The sequence below is a fragment of the Tamlana crocina genome (assembly GCF_012037625.1).
In genome coordinates, this window is sequence record NZ_JAAVJS010000006.1 from 169,171 (window position 1) to 182,432 (window position 13,262).

Here is a 13,262-nt window from a genome sequence, read left to right on the forward strand (position 1 = left end):
TTTGTTTGCTATTTTTACAGTTATAAATTGAACTCTATGAAGAAACACATACCCAACGCCATAACATTGCTCAACTTATTGTGTGGCTGTATTGCGGTGATTTTTGCGGTAAACGACCATTTTGTGGCGGCGGCCTTTTTTGTGTTTTTAGGGATATTTTTCGATTTTTTTGATGGTTTAGCAGCACGAAAATTAAAGGTGCAAAGTGAGCTGGGCCTTCAATTGGATTCGCTGGCCGATGTAGTAACCAGCGGGGTAGTGCCCGGAATGGTAATGTACAAATTATTGGCACTGGCATCAGGGGGTAACGCACCTATGGGGGCTTCTGGCACTTGGGGTGCCAATTATTATTTAGGGACGTTGAATGTGCCTTTTATTGCATTTTTAGGCTTTGCTATTACTTTGGCGTCGGCGTACCGATTGGCAAAATTTAACATAGACGACGAACAGCAAACCTATTTTAAAGGATTGCCAACACCGGCCAATGCCTTATTCATTGTATCGCTGCCCTTAATTATCGAAATTCAAAATAGCGATGCCATCAACGCCATCATCCTCAACAAATGGTTTTTAATAGTAGTTACGGTTTTAAGCTGCTATATGCTCAATGCCAACATCAAATTGTTTGCCTTAAAATTCAAGGATTTCAGCTTTAAAAATAATGCCCTGCGTTATATTTTCATCATACTTTGTGTGGTGTTGTTAGTGGTTTTGCAATTTGCCGCTATCCCAGCAATCATTATACTTTATGTGCTTTTGTCGGTTATCGACAATTTAACTTCAAATAAAACCCCTTAATGGCTTCTGGAATTTTTGCCCTATTAGATGATATCGCAGCATTAATGGACGATGTTGTGGTAATGACCAAAGTATCAACAAAAAAAACCGCCGGGATTTTAGGTGATGATTTGGCGGTAAACGCCGAGAAGGCCACGGGCTTTGTGGCGTCGCGAGAATTGCCTGTGTTGTGGGCCATTACCAAAGGCTCGTTTTTAAATAAATTGATAATTCTTCCAGTGGCATTTTTACTCAGTTCGTTTTTGCCATGGGCCATTACAGTAATATTAATCTTGGGAGGTATTTATTTGGCTTTTGAAGGCGTTGAAAAGATAATGGAATATCTTTTGCCCCACGGGCATGATGATAACCATGAAAAAATAAAAAACAAAGAAGCTGGTGAAATTTTAGATGTTGAAAAAGCGAAAATAAAGTCGGCTATTTTTACCGATTTCATTCTATCGGTTGAAATTGTTATTATCGCTTTGGGTACGGTTCTCGATAAGCCTATTTCGTTCCAAGTATTGGTCGTATCGATTGTAGCTATTATTGCAACGGTTGGGGTTTACGGCATTGTGGCGCTTATTGTTAGAATGGACGATTTAGGTCTGGCGCTCATCAAAAAAAGTGATAATAAAAAAGGGATTCTTTTTGGCTTGGGTAGCATGTTGGTAAAGGCACTACCTGTTGTTATAAAAAGTTTGTCGGTTATAGGTACCATCGCCCTTATTTTAGTGGCCGGAGGTATCTTTTCGCATAATATTGAATATTTCCATCATTTATTGGAAAGCTGGCCATCTTTTATAAAAGATTTTATTTTAGGGTTGGCCTTAGGTTTTGTTGCGTTTTTAGTTATAACTGGATTTAAAAGAATACTTCATAAGAAAACAAATTAACTAAAAAAGTGAGTCTGTTAAGCCTTGATAAATAATGTTTTGAAAATTGGATACTGCGACTGCATACAGAAAACTAGTCCCTAATCTTCTTCTTTCGTAGCTCAAAATTCTGCCCTAAGTACACTTTTCGAACCATTTCGTCGTTGGCCAATTCTTCGGGTTCTCCAGCTTTTAAAATGCTGCCTTCAAACATCAAATAGGTGCGGTCTGTAATGGCCAAAGTTTCCTGTACGTTGTGATCGGTAATTAAAATACCAATGTTCTTTTTGGTAAGCTGCGCCACAATACGTTGTATGTCCTCAACGGCCACGGGGTCCACGCCCGCAAAGGGTTCATCTAAAAGGATGAAACTTGGGTCGGTAGCCAAGGCACGGGCAATTTCGGTACGTCGGCGCTCCCCACCAGAAAGTAAATCGCCACGGTTTTTTCGGATATGGCCCAAACTAAATTCTTCAATAAGCGATTCCATTTTATGGAGCTGTTCTTTTTTGCTCAATTTGGTAAGTTGCAGCACGCTTAAAATATTATCTTCAATACTCAGTTTTCTAAACACAGAAGCCTCTTGTGCCAAATAACCAATACCATTTTGGGCCCGTTTGTACATGGGGTATTTGGTAATTTCGGTATTGTCTAAAAATATATGGCCACCGTTGGGCTTTATTAAGCCCACAATCATATAAAACGACGTTGTTTTTCCAGCACCATTAGGCCCTAAAAGTCCAACAATTTCACCTTGTTCCACCTTAAGCGAAACATCTTTCACCACTTTTCGTCCGCTGTAGGACTTCATTAAATTTTCGGCCTTTAAAATCATAATATTATATTCTCAATTGTTGAGATTGAATGTGTTTTTATAAACGCTAAAAATAGCAAAATCATATACAACCGTTAAATTAGTGACCGTGTTTAACAGCTTGTTCTTCTTTTTCTTTTTTCAACTGATTTTTTACCACAATTTTTGAAATATAAATACTCACTTGGTACAGAATCAAAATCGGAATGGCTACAATAACCTGGCTGGCGATATCTGGAGGTGTAATAACGGCCGAAAGAATTAATACCACTACCAATGCGTACTTTCGGTATTTCTTCAATATTTGCGGGGTTACCAAACCTATTTTGGTTAAAAAATAAATGATAATAGGTAATTCGAAAATCAAGCCAGAGGCCAATGCCGACGAGCGTACCAAAGCAATATACGAACTGATGTCAATTTGGTTGTCTACCACATCAGATATGCTATAATTAGCCAAAAAATTAAGTGACAGCGGTGTAACTATATAATAGCCAAAAAGTACACCGATAAAAAACAATAACGACGAAATGACGATGAAGCCACGCGAATGTTTACGCTCGTTATCGTGCAAACCGGGGCTTATGAATTTCCAGAGTTGATAAATGACGTAGGGAAACGAAATGATGAAGCCGCCTAAAATGGCCGTCCAAATATCGGCCGAAAACTGCCCGGCCATGGTACGGTTTTGAATAATCATTGGCATTTCTTCAGCACAAAACGTTGTGTCCACTCCAATGAAATTCGCAGCCTGACATAAAAAATTGTAAGTTGGAAAGCTCATCCTTAACGGTGCGAAAATGATTTGGTCGAAAATAAATCGGCTAAAGATAAAGGCTAATGTAGCCACAATAATAACCGCCAAACAAATCCGGATTAAATGCCAGCGTAAATCTTCGAGATGGTCTAAAAAAGACATCTCATTAATATTCTTTTTTGCCATTATATAATTCCTTCTTTTATTAAATCATGCAAATGAACCACACCTGCATATTTACCATCCTCTTCAACCAATAATTGCGAAATTTCATGGGTTTCCATCAGTTCAATGGCATCTATGGCCATCAATTTAGATTCGATGCGTTTAGGATTTTCGCTCATAATGTCTTTGGCGGTAAGTTTCGAAAAATCGTCGGCCTTGGTAAGCATTCGGCGTAAGTCGCCATCGGTAATAATGCCTATTATTTTATCGTTTTCAACTACAGCGGTAACACCTAGCATTTTTTCGGTTATTTCTACAATAACATCTTTTATGCTTGTGCCCAATTCCACTTTCGGCTTTTGGTTTGCAGAAGAAATATCTTTAACCCTTAAGTACAATTTTTTGCCCAAAGCGCCACCGGGGTGGTATTTGGCAAAATCGTTGCTTGAAAATCCGCGTAAATCCAACAGACACATCGCCAATGCATCGCCAATAACCAATTGAGCGGTGGTGCTGGTAGTCGGTGCCAAATTGTTGGGGCAGGCCTCTTTTTCAACGTAAGCGTTCAAAATATAATCGGCGTGCTGACCTAAAAACGAATCTTTATTTCCGGTTATGGCAATCAGTTTATTGTGAACCCGCTTTATAAGTGGCACCACCACTTTAATTTCGGGGGTATTGCCACTTTTTGAAAGGCAAATCACTACATCGTCATTTTGGATGAGTCCCAAGTCGCCGTGAATAGCGTCGGCTGCATGCATAAAAATGGCGGGAGTACCGGTAGAATTTAAGGTAGCTACAATCTTGTTGCCAATTATTGCGCTTTTTCCAATTCCGGTAATAATCACACGGCCTTTGGCGTTGTATATTAGTTTTACGGCTTCGGCAAAATCGTCTGTTATTAAGCTAGATAGGTTTAAAACGGCTTGGGCTTCCATTTCAATGGTTTGTTTAGCCCGGCCTAGAATAGCATTTTTGTCTTTCAAATTTTGTTATTTTTAGGTTGATGTTTAAAGAATTTATTATCTTTAAATGATAATCAAAATTGAAAATTGTTGTAATTTGGATTTTCGTTACAAAACTAACGAAAAAAATATGAGGGTTCTTCAAATGCTATATTAAATTCAATGATTCGGATTTAATGATTTATAGTTATTTTTAATTTAGTTAAATTTTAATTCAGTTCATGTCAATAACAAAAACCGACTTGCAGGACGCCCTAAAAAAATATTTTGGGTTTGGCAAGTTTAAAGGACTTCAAGAAGATGTTATAGATAGTCTCTTATCAGGAAACCATACATTTGTAATTATGCCCACTGGCGGCGGTAAATCGCTATGTTATCAGTTGCCCGCTTTAATGAGCGAAGGAACGGCCATTGTGGTCTCTCCATTAATTGCGTTGATGAAAAATCAAGTGGATGCCATTAGAGGTGTTTCAAAAGAAGATGGCGTGGCTCACGTATTGAATTCGTCTTTGAATAAAACGGAAGTAAAAAGAGTAAAACAGGATATTGTAGACGGAACGACCAAGTTGCTTTACGTAGCGCCAGAATCGTTGACCAAAGAAGAAAATGTTGAATTCTTAAAAACGGTGAAAATATCGTTTTTGGCCATTGACGAAGCGCACTGTATTAGCGAATGGGGACATGATTTTAGGCCAGAGTACCGTAACCTTAGAAACATTATTGGACGTATTGGGGATAATATTCCCATTATTGGTTTAACCGCTACGGCAACCCCGAAAGTTCAGGAAGATATAATTAAAAACTTAGGCATTACGGGAGCGAAAACGTTTAAAGCTTCCTTTAACCGCCCTAATTTATATTACGAAGTACGCCCGAAAACCAAAAATGTAGATGTCGATATCATTCGTTTTATAAAACAAAACGAAGGCAAATCGGGCATTGTTTATTGTTTAAGTAGAAAACGGGTTGAAGAGTTGGCGCAAGTACTTCAAGTGAATGGCATCAAAGCGGTGCCTTACCATGCAGGGCTTGATGCCAAATCGCGTTCGCTTTACCAGGATCAATTTTTAATGGAAGATGTTGATGTGGTGGTAGCAACAATCGCTTTCGGAATGGGGATTGACAAACCCGATGTGCGATTTGTAATCCATCACGATATCCCAAAAAGTATTGAAAGTTATTATCAGGAAACCGGGCGTGCCGGTCGTGATGGAGGGGAAGGCCATTGTTTGGCTTTCTATTCTTATAAAGATATTGAAAAGCTCGAAAAATTCATGTCGGGCAAACCAGTAGCCGAACAGGAAATTGGTCATGCGCTGTTGCAAGAGGTGGTGGCTTTTGCCGAAACTTCCATTTCGCGACGGAAATTCATTCTGCATTATTTTGGGGAAGAATTCGACAATGAAACAGGAGAAGGTGGCGATATGGACGATAACGTTCATCATCCTAAAAAGAAAACCGAAGCGAAAGACGATGTAAAACTGCTGTTGGAAGTGATTGAAAAAACCAATCAAAAATATAAATCAAAAGATTTGGTAAACGTTTTGGTAGGCAAGGAAAATGCACTTATCAATTCGCATAAAACTAACGAGCAACCGTTTTTTGGACAAGGAAAGGCTAAGGACAAAAAATATTGGATGGCGCTTTTAAGACAGGTTTTAGTGGCAGGTTATCTTAAAAAGGATATTGAAACCTATGGTGTAATTAAACTTTCAGAGGCAGGAAAAGATTTTATAAAAAATCCGGAGTCTTTTATGATGACCGAAGATCATGTTTTCGATAGCGCTGAAGATGACGGAAATATTATTACCGCAGCCAAAGGTGGAGGAGCGGTGGCCGACGAAACTTTAATGGGCATGCTTAAAGACCTCCGTAAAAAGAATGCCAAGAAATTAGGCGTACCACCATTTGTTATTTTCCAAGATCCATCATTGGAAGATATGGCACTTAAATACCCGACCACGATTGCAGAATTGAGCAATGTACATGGTGTTGGAGATGGAAAAGCCAAAAAATACGGTAAGGATTTTGTGGCTATGATAGCCAAATATGTCGAGGAAAATGATATTGTTAGGCCAGATGACTTGGTGGTTAAATCAACGGGTGTAAATTCTTCAAATAAACTCTATATTATTCAAAATGTAGACCGCAAATTGCCTTTGGACGATATTGCTTCTTCTAAAGGAATGTCTATGGAAGAGTTTATAAAAGAAATGGAAGCCATAGTTTATTCAGGAACAAAACTGAATATTGATTATTGGATTGATGACGTTTTAGATGAAGACCAACAGGAAGAAATCCATGAGTATTTTATGGAGTCGGAATCTGATGATATCAAATCGGCCATCGAGGAGTTTGATGGTGATTACGACGATGAAGAGCTGCGTTTATACCGAATTAAATTTATAAGTGAAGTGGCCAATTAAACTTTGTGTCTAAGTTCGTACTTTTCACTTTGTTTTCTATCTTTGCCCTTTCTTAAAAATTAGAACAATGCAAGACGGATTATACGCAAAATTCAATACTTCAAAAGGAGAAATTCTAGTGACTTTAGAGTACAAAAAAACTCCAGGAACCGTGGGTAACTTTGTGGCTTTGGCCGAAGGTAACTTAGAAAATAACGCTAAACCTCAAGGAAAGCCTTATTACGATGGCTTAAAATTCCATAGGGTAATTCCAGATTTTATGATTCAAGGAGGCTGTCCTCAAGGGTCCGGAGCAGGTAACCCAGGATATCAGTTTGACGACGAGTTTCATCCAGATTTAAAGCACGATGGCCCAGGGGTATTATCTATGGCCAATGCAGGACCTGGTACTAATGGTAGCCAGTTTTTTATTACCCATGTAGAAACCCCATGGTTGGATAACAAACACACCGTTTTTGGAAAGGTGGAGCACGGACAGGAAGTGGTTGATGCCATAGCGCAAGGCGATGTTATTGAGTCTTTAGAAATAGTACGGATAGGTGATGAGGCAGAACAATTTAATGCTGTCGAGGCCTTTAGAACTTTTGAAGGTGCAAGAGAAAAAAGAATCGCTGAAGCTAAAAAAGCAGCTGAAGCCGAATTGGATAAAATAGCAGCAGGCTTTAAAAAGACAGATAGTGGTTTACGTTACCAAATACTTCAAGAAGGTAATGGTGTAAAGGCAGAAAAAGGAAAAACGGTTTCTGTTCATTACAAAGGGCAGTTGTCTGATGGAACGGTTTTCGATTCTTCATACAAGCGCAACGAACCTATTGAGTTTCCTATTGGAGTAGGGCAGGTTATTCCGGGTTGGGACGAAGGTATCCAACTTTTAAAAGTGGGCGATAAGGCTCGTTTGGTAATACCTAGCCACTTGGGCTACGGAAGCCGAGGTGCCGGTGGTGTTATTCCTCCAGATGCTACATTGGTATTTGATGTTGAGCTTATGAATGTGAAGTAAGCCAGTTTCAAATAATAACATATCATAAAAAGCATCTAAGTTTATTTAGGTGCTTTTTTGTTTTTTGAAACAGTTAGTAATGTTTTACTAAATAACATGAGTTCGACTTATAAACAACTAAAAATCATCAATCTACGTCAGTTCGAGTGTTTTTTGTGGAATGCAATGGAATAAAAAATGTATCGAGAACCAAATAAAAGACTTCTCGATACAATTTTCCTCCGTTTTACTAGGGAAAATCACTCGAAGTGACGAAATGTAAAACAAAAATTATATCGAACTCACGTTAATTAGATGCCCCGCTGAGTTAACGCTTCGTCTCCGCTCAGCGTGATAGTGATGTATAACGAAAATTAAAAGTTGCTACTGTTGAAATGGAAACAAAATAATACCAAACAAGTCCGTTTTGCGTTCAGAATATAAAATTTAGTCTAGGCGTCAATTCGAGTGGATTTTTCGATTGAAATGAGAAAAATTTGCACTTCATCTTTGCTGAGCAGAACTATCGAGAATTAGAATTTTATCAAAAAGTAAAAACCAATTAAATAATCTTCTTAATTACACGAAGTTTATGGGTATGCATCCTTCTGTCTGCATTATAAATACCAGAATGGTCCAAACGGTCAATCCTCACTTTTCCGTGGGCGTGGATAATGTAGTTGTCTTTCATAATAATGCCCACATGTGTTATAATGCCTTCTTGGTTGTCGAAGAATGCCAAATCGCCCGGTTCGCTTTCTTCAATAAAACTTAAGGCCTCGCCCTGAGTGGCTTGTTGTGAAGCGTCTCGCAATAATTTATAGCCATTCAGCTTATATACCATTTGGGTAAAACCAGAGCAGTCGATTCCAAAAGGTGTTTTTCCTCCCCATAAATAGGGGGCGCCTAAAAATAGAAAAGCTGTTTTTATAATATGCGATTTGTCATTTTTGCAATCAATAAACGAGCCATCGTAATTATGATTCAAAAGCAGAAGACCGTTTAAGGTTGCTCCAATGGAAACGGGGAATATTTGGTGGTTTTCGTCTTCAATAAATTCAACCAAATCGGTCGAAAGTTTTTGGGGTTGGCTGTGCAGCGCTTTATAGGCTGCCTCGTTAATTTCAAGGTATTGTTTGTTGTCTATCCAGCCTTCATATTTATCAAAAGAAAGGCGGATTTTGCTCCAATTTTTGCGTTGTTCCAAAACCTTAAAAAATTCACCATATAGTACTTGCGATACCAATTCGCTAGTGTCGGCCGGTTCATTTCTAAGTGGGACAATGCTTAAATTACAAATTCCGTATTGCATTAAATACTTTTAGTTGCGTTCAATAATCATTGCCGATGCACCTCCGCCGCCGTTACATATGGCTGCTGCACCTATTTTTGCTTGGTTCTGTTCCAAAACGTTGAGAAGTGTAATTAAAATCCTAACACCCGAACAGCCCAGAGGATGCCCTAAAGAAACCGCGCCACCATTGACGTTGACGTTTGAATCGTTTAGATCTAAAATTTTCATATTGGCCAACCCAACAACCGAAAAGGCTTCGTTAAATTCAAAAAAATCAACGTTGTCAATTGTAATATTAGCTTTTTTTAATGCTTTGGGTAGCGCCTTTGCAGGCGCCGTTGTAAACCATTCGGGTTCCTGTGCAGCATCGGCGTAGCTTTTAATGGTTGCCAGAGGTTTCAAGCCTAATTCATCAGCTTTGCTTTTACTCATTAAAACCATGGCACCCGCACCATCGTTTATCGTGGATGCATTGGCCGCCGTTACGGTACCGTCTTTTGAAAAAGCCGGTCGCAGTTGCGGAATTTTATCTATTCTAACATTTTTGTATTCTTCATCTTCGGTAACGATAACAGGGTCACCTTTTCGTTGTGGAACTTCAACGGGTACGATTTCATTGTTGAATTTTCCGTTGTTCCAAGCTTCCGCAGACCGTTTATAAGATTGGATGGCATAGGCATCTTGTTCTTCCCTTGAAAATTTATATTTAACGGCACAGGCATCGGCACAAACCCCCATCGCATTTTGGTCGTAGGCGTCAACCAAACCATCTTTCTGCATGCCGTCTACTAAAGTTGTTGGTCCAAATTTGGTTCCTGTACGGGTGTGCAGGTAATGTGGGATAAGGCTCATGTTTTCCATGCCACCGGCTACAACTATATCAGTATCGCCTAAAGCAATAGCCTGTGCAGCTTGAATAACGGCTTTCATTCCAGAAGCACATACTTTATTTATTGTAGTACATGGAACAGTATTGGGAATACCTGCAAAAATAGCTGTTTGCCTTGCTGGAGCTTGACCGGATCCAGCCTGTACCACTTGCCCCATTAAAACTTCTTCAACCAGCTCGGGTTTTAGGCTTATCTTATCCAGGGCACCCTTTATGGCAATGGCACCCAATTTTGGGGCAGGTATAGTAGACAAAGCCCCCATAAAGCTGCCAATAGGAGTTCTGGCGGCAGAAACAATAACAACTTGGTTATCCATTAGTTTAAAATCTTTACTTTAGTACTTGCGAAAATAACGATTTTTTGATAGAAACTTGAACGTTTCAGCTATTATAAAAAAAGCCCAATCCTCTTATAAATTTATTACTTTTGGTTTTTAGATGAAAGATTATATAAACACCTTATACAGAAACCATTCCTTGATATATAAGGCACTGCTGTTTCTGTGCACCACGGTTTTAATTGTTTACCTGTTTCCCAAAAGCGGAAAATTTAGATATACTTTCGAAAGAGGAAAGCCTTGGCAATCTGAAAGTTTGCAGGCACCTTTCGATTTTGCCATTAAAAAAACGGGAGAGGAAATTGCAGCCGAAAAAAAGGAAATTGTTGAAAATGCATTACTGTATTTTAATCTAAATCCTTCGGTGGAAACCAAAGTACGCGAAGGGTTTAAATCCCAGTTTGAAGCCACCTTTTCTGATTCGATACACAGAGCCAGCTCGGAAAAGCTTTTTAAAACCGGAGAGCAGATTATCTCGCAACTGTATGCTTTCGGTATTTTAAGTGAAAACCACGATTTTTCTGAGGATAAAAGAATAGCCATTCTTGACGGGCGTGAAAAAATTAAAGATGGCTTTTATTCCAACTTAATTAAACCGGATAATGTTCCGGGTGTTATAGATCAGGTGTTGCAAAACAACAATCTAAAACATTACAAAACCGCTTTTGTTTCGTTGTTTTTCGATTTGGTAGAACCGAATTTAAGCTACAACAAAAATTTTACAGATAAGGCGCTTCAGGATGAGTTAAGTAAAATTTCATATACCAAAGGAAGCATTGCCAAGGAAACCTTAATTGTTTCGAAGGGTGAAGTGGTAGAGGGTAGTAAATACCAGATTTTAAAGTCTTTGCAATCGGAATATGAATCGCAGGTTTGGAGCCAGTCCAACTATAACTGGATCTTGTTTGCTTATACCTTATTGGTGGCTTTGGTTTTACTTATGTTGTTTTTATTCTTAAAAAAATATCGACCCAAAGTTTTTGATGATAACACAAAAGTAACCTTTATTTTCTTCAACATTTCGTTGCTTATTTTTATAACCACATTAGTTGTAAAATATGATGCAAAGTACATTTACATAGTTCCTATTTGTATTTTGCCACTGGTTTTTAAAGCATTTTTCGATGCTAGATTGGGGTTGTTTGCCCATGTGCTTACCGTATTGCTATTGGGGTTTGTAGTGCCTAATAGCTACGAGTATATTTTTCTGCAAACCATAGCTGGAATTGTTACCATACTTACGGTTTCTGAATTGTACAAACGAGCCAATTTGTTTATTTCGGTAGGACAAATCACTCTAATTTATATTATTGCATATTTCGCTTTTTTTGTTATCCACGAAGGCAGTGTGGAAACCCTAAAATGGGAAACTTTCATTTGGTTTATTTTATGTGGTCTGGCTACATTGTTTGTTCAGCCCCTTATTTATGCCTATGAAAAATTATTTGGTTTGGTGAGCGATGTGTCGCTTTTAGAGCTATCTGACACGAATTCGAAACTTTTAAAGGAATTGGCAAACGTGGCACCGGGCACATTTCACCATTCATTAAATGTAGCCAATTTAGCTGAAGCTTCGGCCAACGAAATTGGAGCGAATGCCATGTTGGCAAGGGTGGGGGCATTGTATCATGATATTGGCAAAATGAAGAACCCTACGTATTTTACCGAAAACCAATCCACGGGAATCAATCCGCATGACGAACTCTCGGCCAAAGAGAGCGCTAGAATCATAACCGACCATGTAATTAATGGTATCGAAATTGCTCGGAAAAACAATTTGCCCGATCGGGTTATTGATTTTATACGTACGCATCACGGCACTAGTTTGGTGTATTACTTTTATATGAAAGAAAAAAAGGAATATGAAGTAGCAGATCCGGAAGATTTTAGTTATCCCGGCCCAAAACCCTTCAGTAAGGAAACCGCTATTTTAATGATGTGCGATAGTATTGAGGCCGCTTCAAAAAGCCTTAAGGAACCAAACTCCACAAAAATTGAGGCCTTTGTTGAAAATATAATCAATAAACAGGTAGAAGAAGGCCAGTTTTTAAATGCCAATATTACATTCAAAGAAATTCAATCGATAAAAAAAGTGCTAAAACACAAGCTAGCAAATATTTACCATTTAAGAATTGAATATCCTGAATAAATTTCAGAAAAAAGTATAAAAATAGTTGTGTGCTTCTTAGGTTTAAATTACATTTGCAACCGCAATTTTATTGCAGAGGTTCTTATTAAAGTTTAGGAGAGGTGCCAGAGTGGTAATGGAGCAGATTGCTAATCTGTCAACGCGTAAGTGTTGCCCGGGTTCGAATCCCGGTCTCTCCGCAAAATTCGGGGTGTAGCGTAGCCCGGTTATCGCGCCGCGTTTGGGACGCGGAGGTCGCAGGTTCGAATCCTGCCACCCCGACAAAAATGAATGCCAACAGAAACTAAAACCTTGTATATCGTATGATTTACAAGGTTTTGTGGTTTTTAGACTATCATAAGAATTGAATTAATATAGTTTAATTCGGTTAACAATTCGGTTAACAGTTTCAAAACACAAAAAGTGTGAACCGAATAGGTGTTTAAAACACTGTAATTGAAATAGTTGATTTGACTTTCGTCTTGAATGAATGTTTAACAAAAAAGACGACAACTATGCAATCACAAACCACCTTTACCCTGTCATTTTGGGTTAATGCCACACGTATTAAAAACAATCAAGTTTCAGTTTTTGCGAGAGTTACTGTAAACGGTAAACGTGCAAATATCAGTCTACAACGAAAAGTAGTTTTATCTGAATGGGATTCTAATAAAGGAAGAGCGCGAGGAATGGAATTACTACATTAGACTGGACATAAAGATGAGAGCATATGTTTGCTAGTTTTTATTTTAGCAATTATGAGAAGAAAATCTAAACATTACACCTTAGAATTTAAACAAAAAGCCGTCGAGTTGAGTTATGCCAGAGGCAATGTAAAACAAGTATGTGAAGACC

General features: G+C 38.5%; 11 protein-coding genes and 2 tRNA genes. 8 read left to right on the forward strand and 5 right to left on the reverse strand.

What is annotated here, in order from left to right; all coding sequences use genetic code 11:
• Positions 1 to 36: 36 nt before the first annotated feature.
• Both HC176_RS06110 and HC176_RS06115 read left to right on the forward strand, forming a co-directional pair.
• Entirely contained in the window at positions 37 to 798 is a 762-nt protein-coding gene (locus HC176_RS06110; protein WP_167917297.1) for a CDP-alcohol phosphatidyltransferase family protein, read from the forward strand.
• Positions 798 to 1,673: a DUF808 domain-containing protein gene (locus HC176_RS06115; RefSeq protein WP_167917298.1), complete on the forward strand. Its 876-nt coding sequence runs from the start codon at positions 798 to 800 to the stop codon at positions 1,671 to 1,673. Before HC176_RS06110 ends, HC176_RS06115 begins: the two co-directional genes overlap by 1 nt.
• A 73-nt stretch (positions 1,674 to 1,746) precedes the next feature.
• Here HC176_RS06115 and lptB read toward each other — a convergent pair whose 3' ends face one another.
• The 3 genes from lptB to HC176_RS06130 all read right to left on the reverse strand — a co-directional run bounded on the left by lptB (position 1,747) and on the right by HC176_RS06130 (position 4,374).
• The gene (gene lptB, locus HC176_RS06120) at positions 1,747 to 2,487 is read right to left on the reverse strand and encodes an LPS export ABC transporter ATP-binding protein (RefSeq protein WP_167917299.1); all 741 of its coding nucleotides are present in this window, start codon (positions 2,485 to 2,487) and stop codon (positions 1,747 to 1,749) included.
• 79 nt (positions 2,488 to 2,566) lie between these two features.
• The gene (gene tatC, locus HC176_RS06125) at positions 2,567 to 3,409 is read right to left on the reverse strand and encodes a twin-arginine translocase subunit TatC (RefSeq protein ID WP_167917300.1); all 843 of its coding nucleotides are present in this window, start codon (positions 3,407 to 3,409) and stop codon (positions 2,567 to 2,569) included.
• Positions 3,409 to 4,374: a KpsF/GutQ family sugar-phosphate isomerase gene (locus HC176_RS06130; protein ID WP_167917301.1), complete on the reverse strand. Its 966-nt coding sequence runs from the start codon at positions 4,372 to 4,374 to the stop codon at positions 3,409 to 3,411. The genes tatC and HC176_RS06130 overlap by 1 nt, the downstream gene beginning before the upstream one ends.
• A gap of 200 nt (positions 4,375 to 4,574) precedes the next feature.
• Here HC176_RS06130 and recQ point away from each other — a divergent pair, with 200 nt between their 5' ends.
• Both recQ and HC176_RS06140 read left to right on the forward strand, forming a co-directional pair.
• Positions 4,575 to 6,779, forward strand: coding sequence for a DNA helicase RecQ (recQ, locus tag HC176_RS06135; protein WP_167917302.1), 2,205 nt, complete (start codon positions 4,575 to 4,577; stop codon positions 6,777 to 6,779).
• Positions 6,780 to 6,846: 67 nt separating this feature from the next.
• The gene (locus HC176_RS06140; protein WP_167917303.1) at positions 6,847 to 7,779 is read left to right on the forward strand and encodes a peptidylprolyl isomerase; all 933 of its coding nucleotides are present in this window, start codon (positions 6,847 to 6,849) and stop codon (positions 7,777 to 7,779) included.
• 541 nt (positions 7,780 to 8,320) lie between these two features.
• Here HC176_RS06140 and HC176_RS06145 read toward each other — a convergent pair.
• Positions 8,321 to 9,070 (reverse strand): C40 family peptidase, encoded by a 750-nt coding sequence (locus tag HC176_RS06145; RefSeq protein WP_167917304.1) that lies wholly within the window; start codon positions 9,068 to 9,070, stop codon positions 8,321 to 8,323.
• A 9-nt stretch (positions 9,071 to 9,079) separates the two neighbouring features.
• On the reverse strand, positions 9,080 to 10,258 hold the full coding sequence (locus HC176_RS06150; RefSeq protein WP_167917305.1) for an acetyl-CoA C-acyltransferase: 1,179 nt from the start codon (positions 10,256 to 10,258) through the stop codon (positions 9,080 to 9,082).
• A gap of 121 nt (positions 10,259 to 10,379) precedes the next feature.
• On the opposite strand from HC176_RS06150, the gene HC176_RS06155 reads away from it, so the two are divergent.
• From HC176_RS06155 to HC176_RS06170, 4 genes are all read left to right on the forward strand, one after another.
• Complete coding sequence (locus HC176_RS06155) at positions 10,380 to 12,428, forward strand: HD family phosphohydrolase (protein ID WP_167917306.1); 2,049 nt, start codon at positions 10,380 to 10,382, stop codon at positions 12,426 to 12,428.
• A 95-nt stretch (positions 12,429 to 12,523) separates the two neighbouring features.
• Positions 12,524 to 12,607: transfer RNA gene (locus tag HC176_RS06160), tRNA-Ser, on the forward strand.
• A gap of 7 nt (positions 12,608 to 12,614) precedes the next feature.
• Positions 12,615 to 12,689 (forward strand) — tRNA-Pro (locus tag HC176_RS06165).
• A gap of 233 nt (positions 12,690 to 12,922) precedes the next feature.
• The gene (locus HC176_RS06170) at positions 12,923 to 13,114 is read left to right on the forward strand and encodes an Arm DNA-binding domain-containing protein (RefSeq protein WP_245234847.1); all 192 of its coding nucleotides are present in this window, start codon (positions 12,923 to 12,925) and stop codon (positions 13,112 to 13,114) included.
• The last annotated feature ends 148 nt before the right edge of the window (positions 13,115 to 13,262 follow it).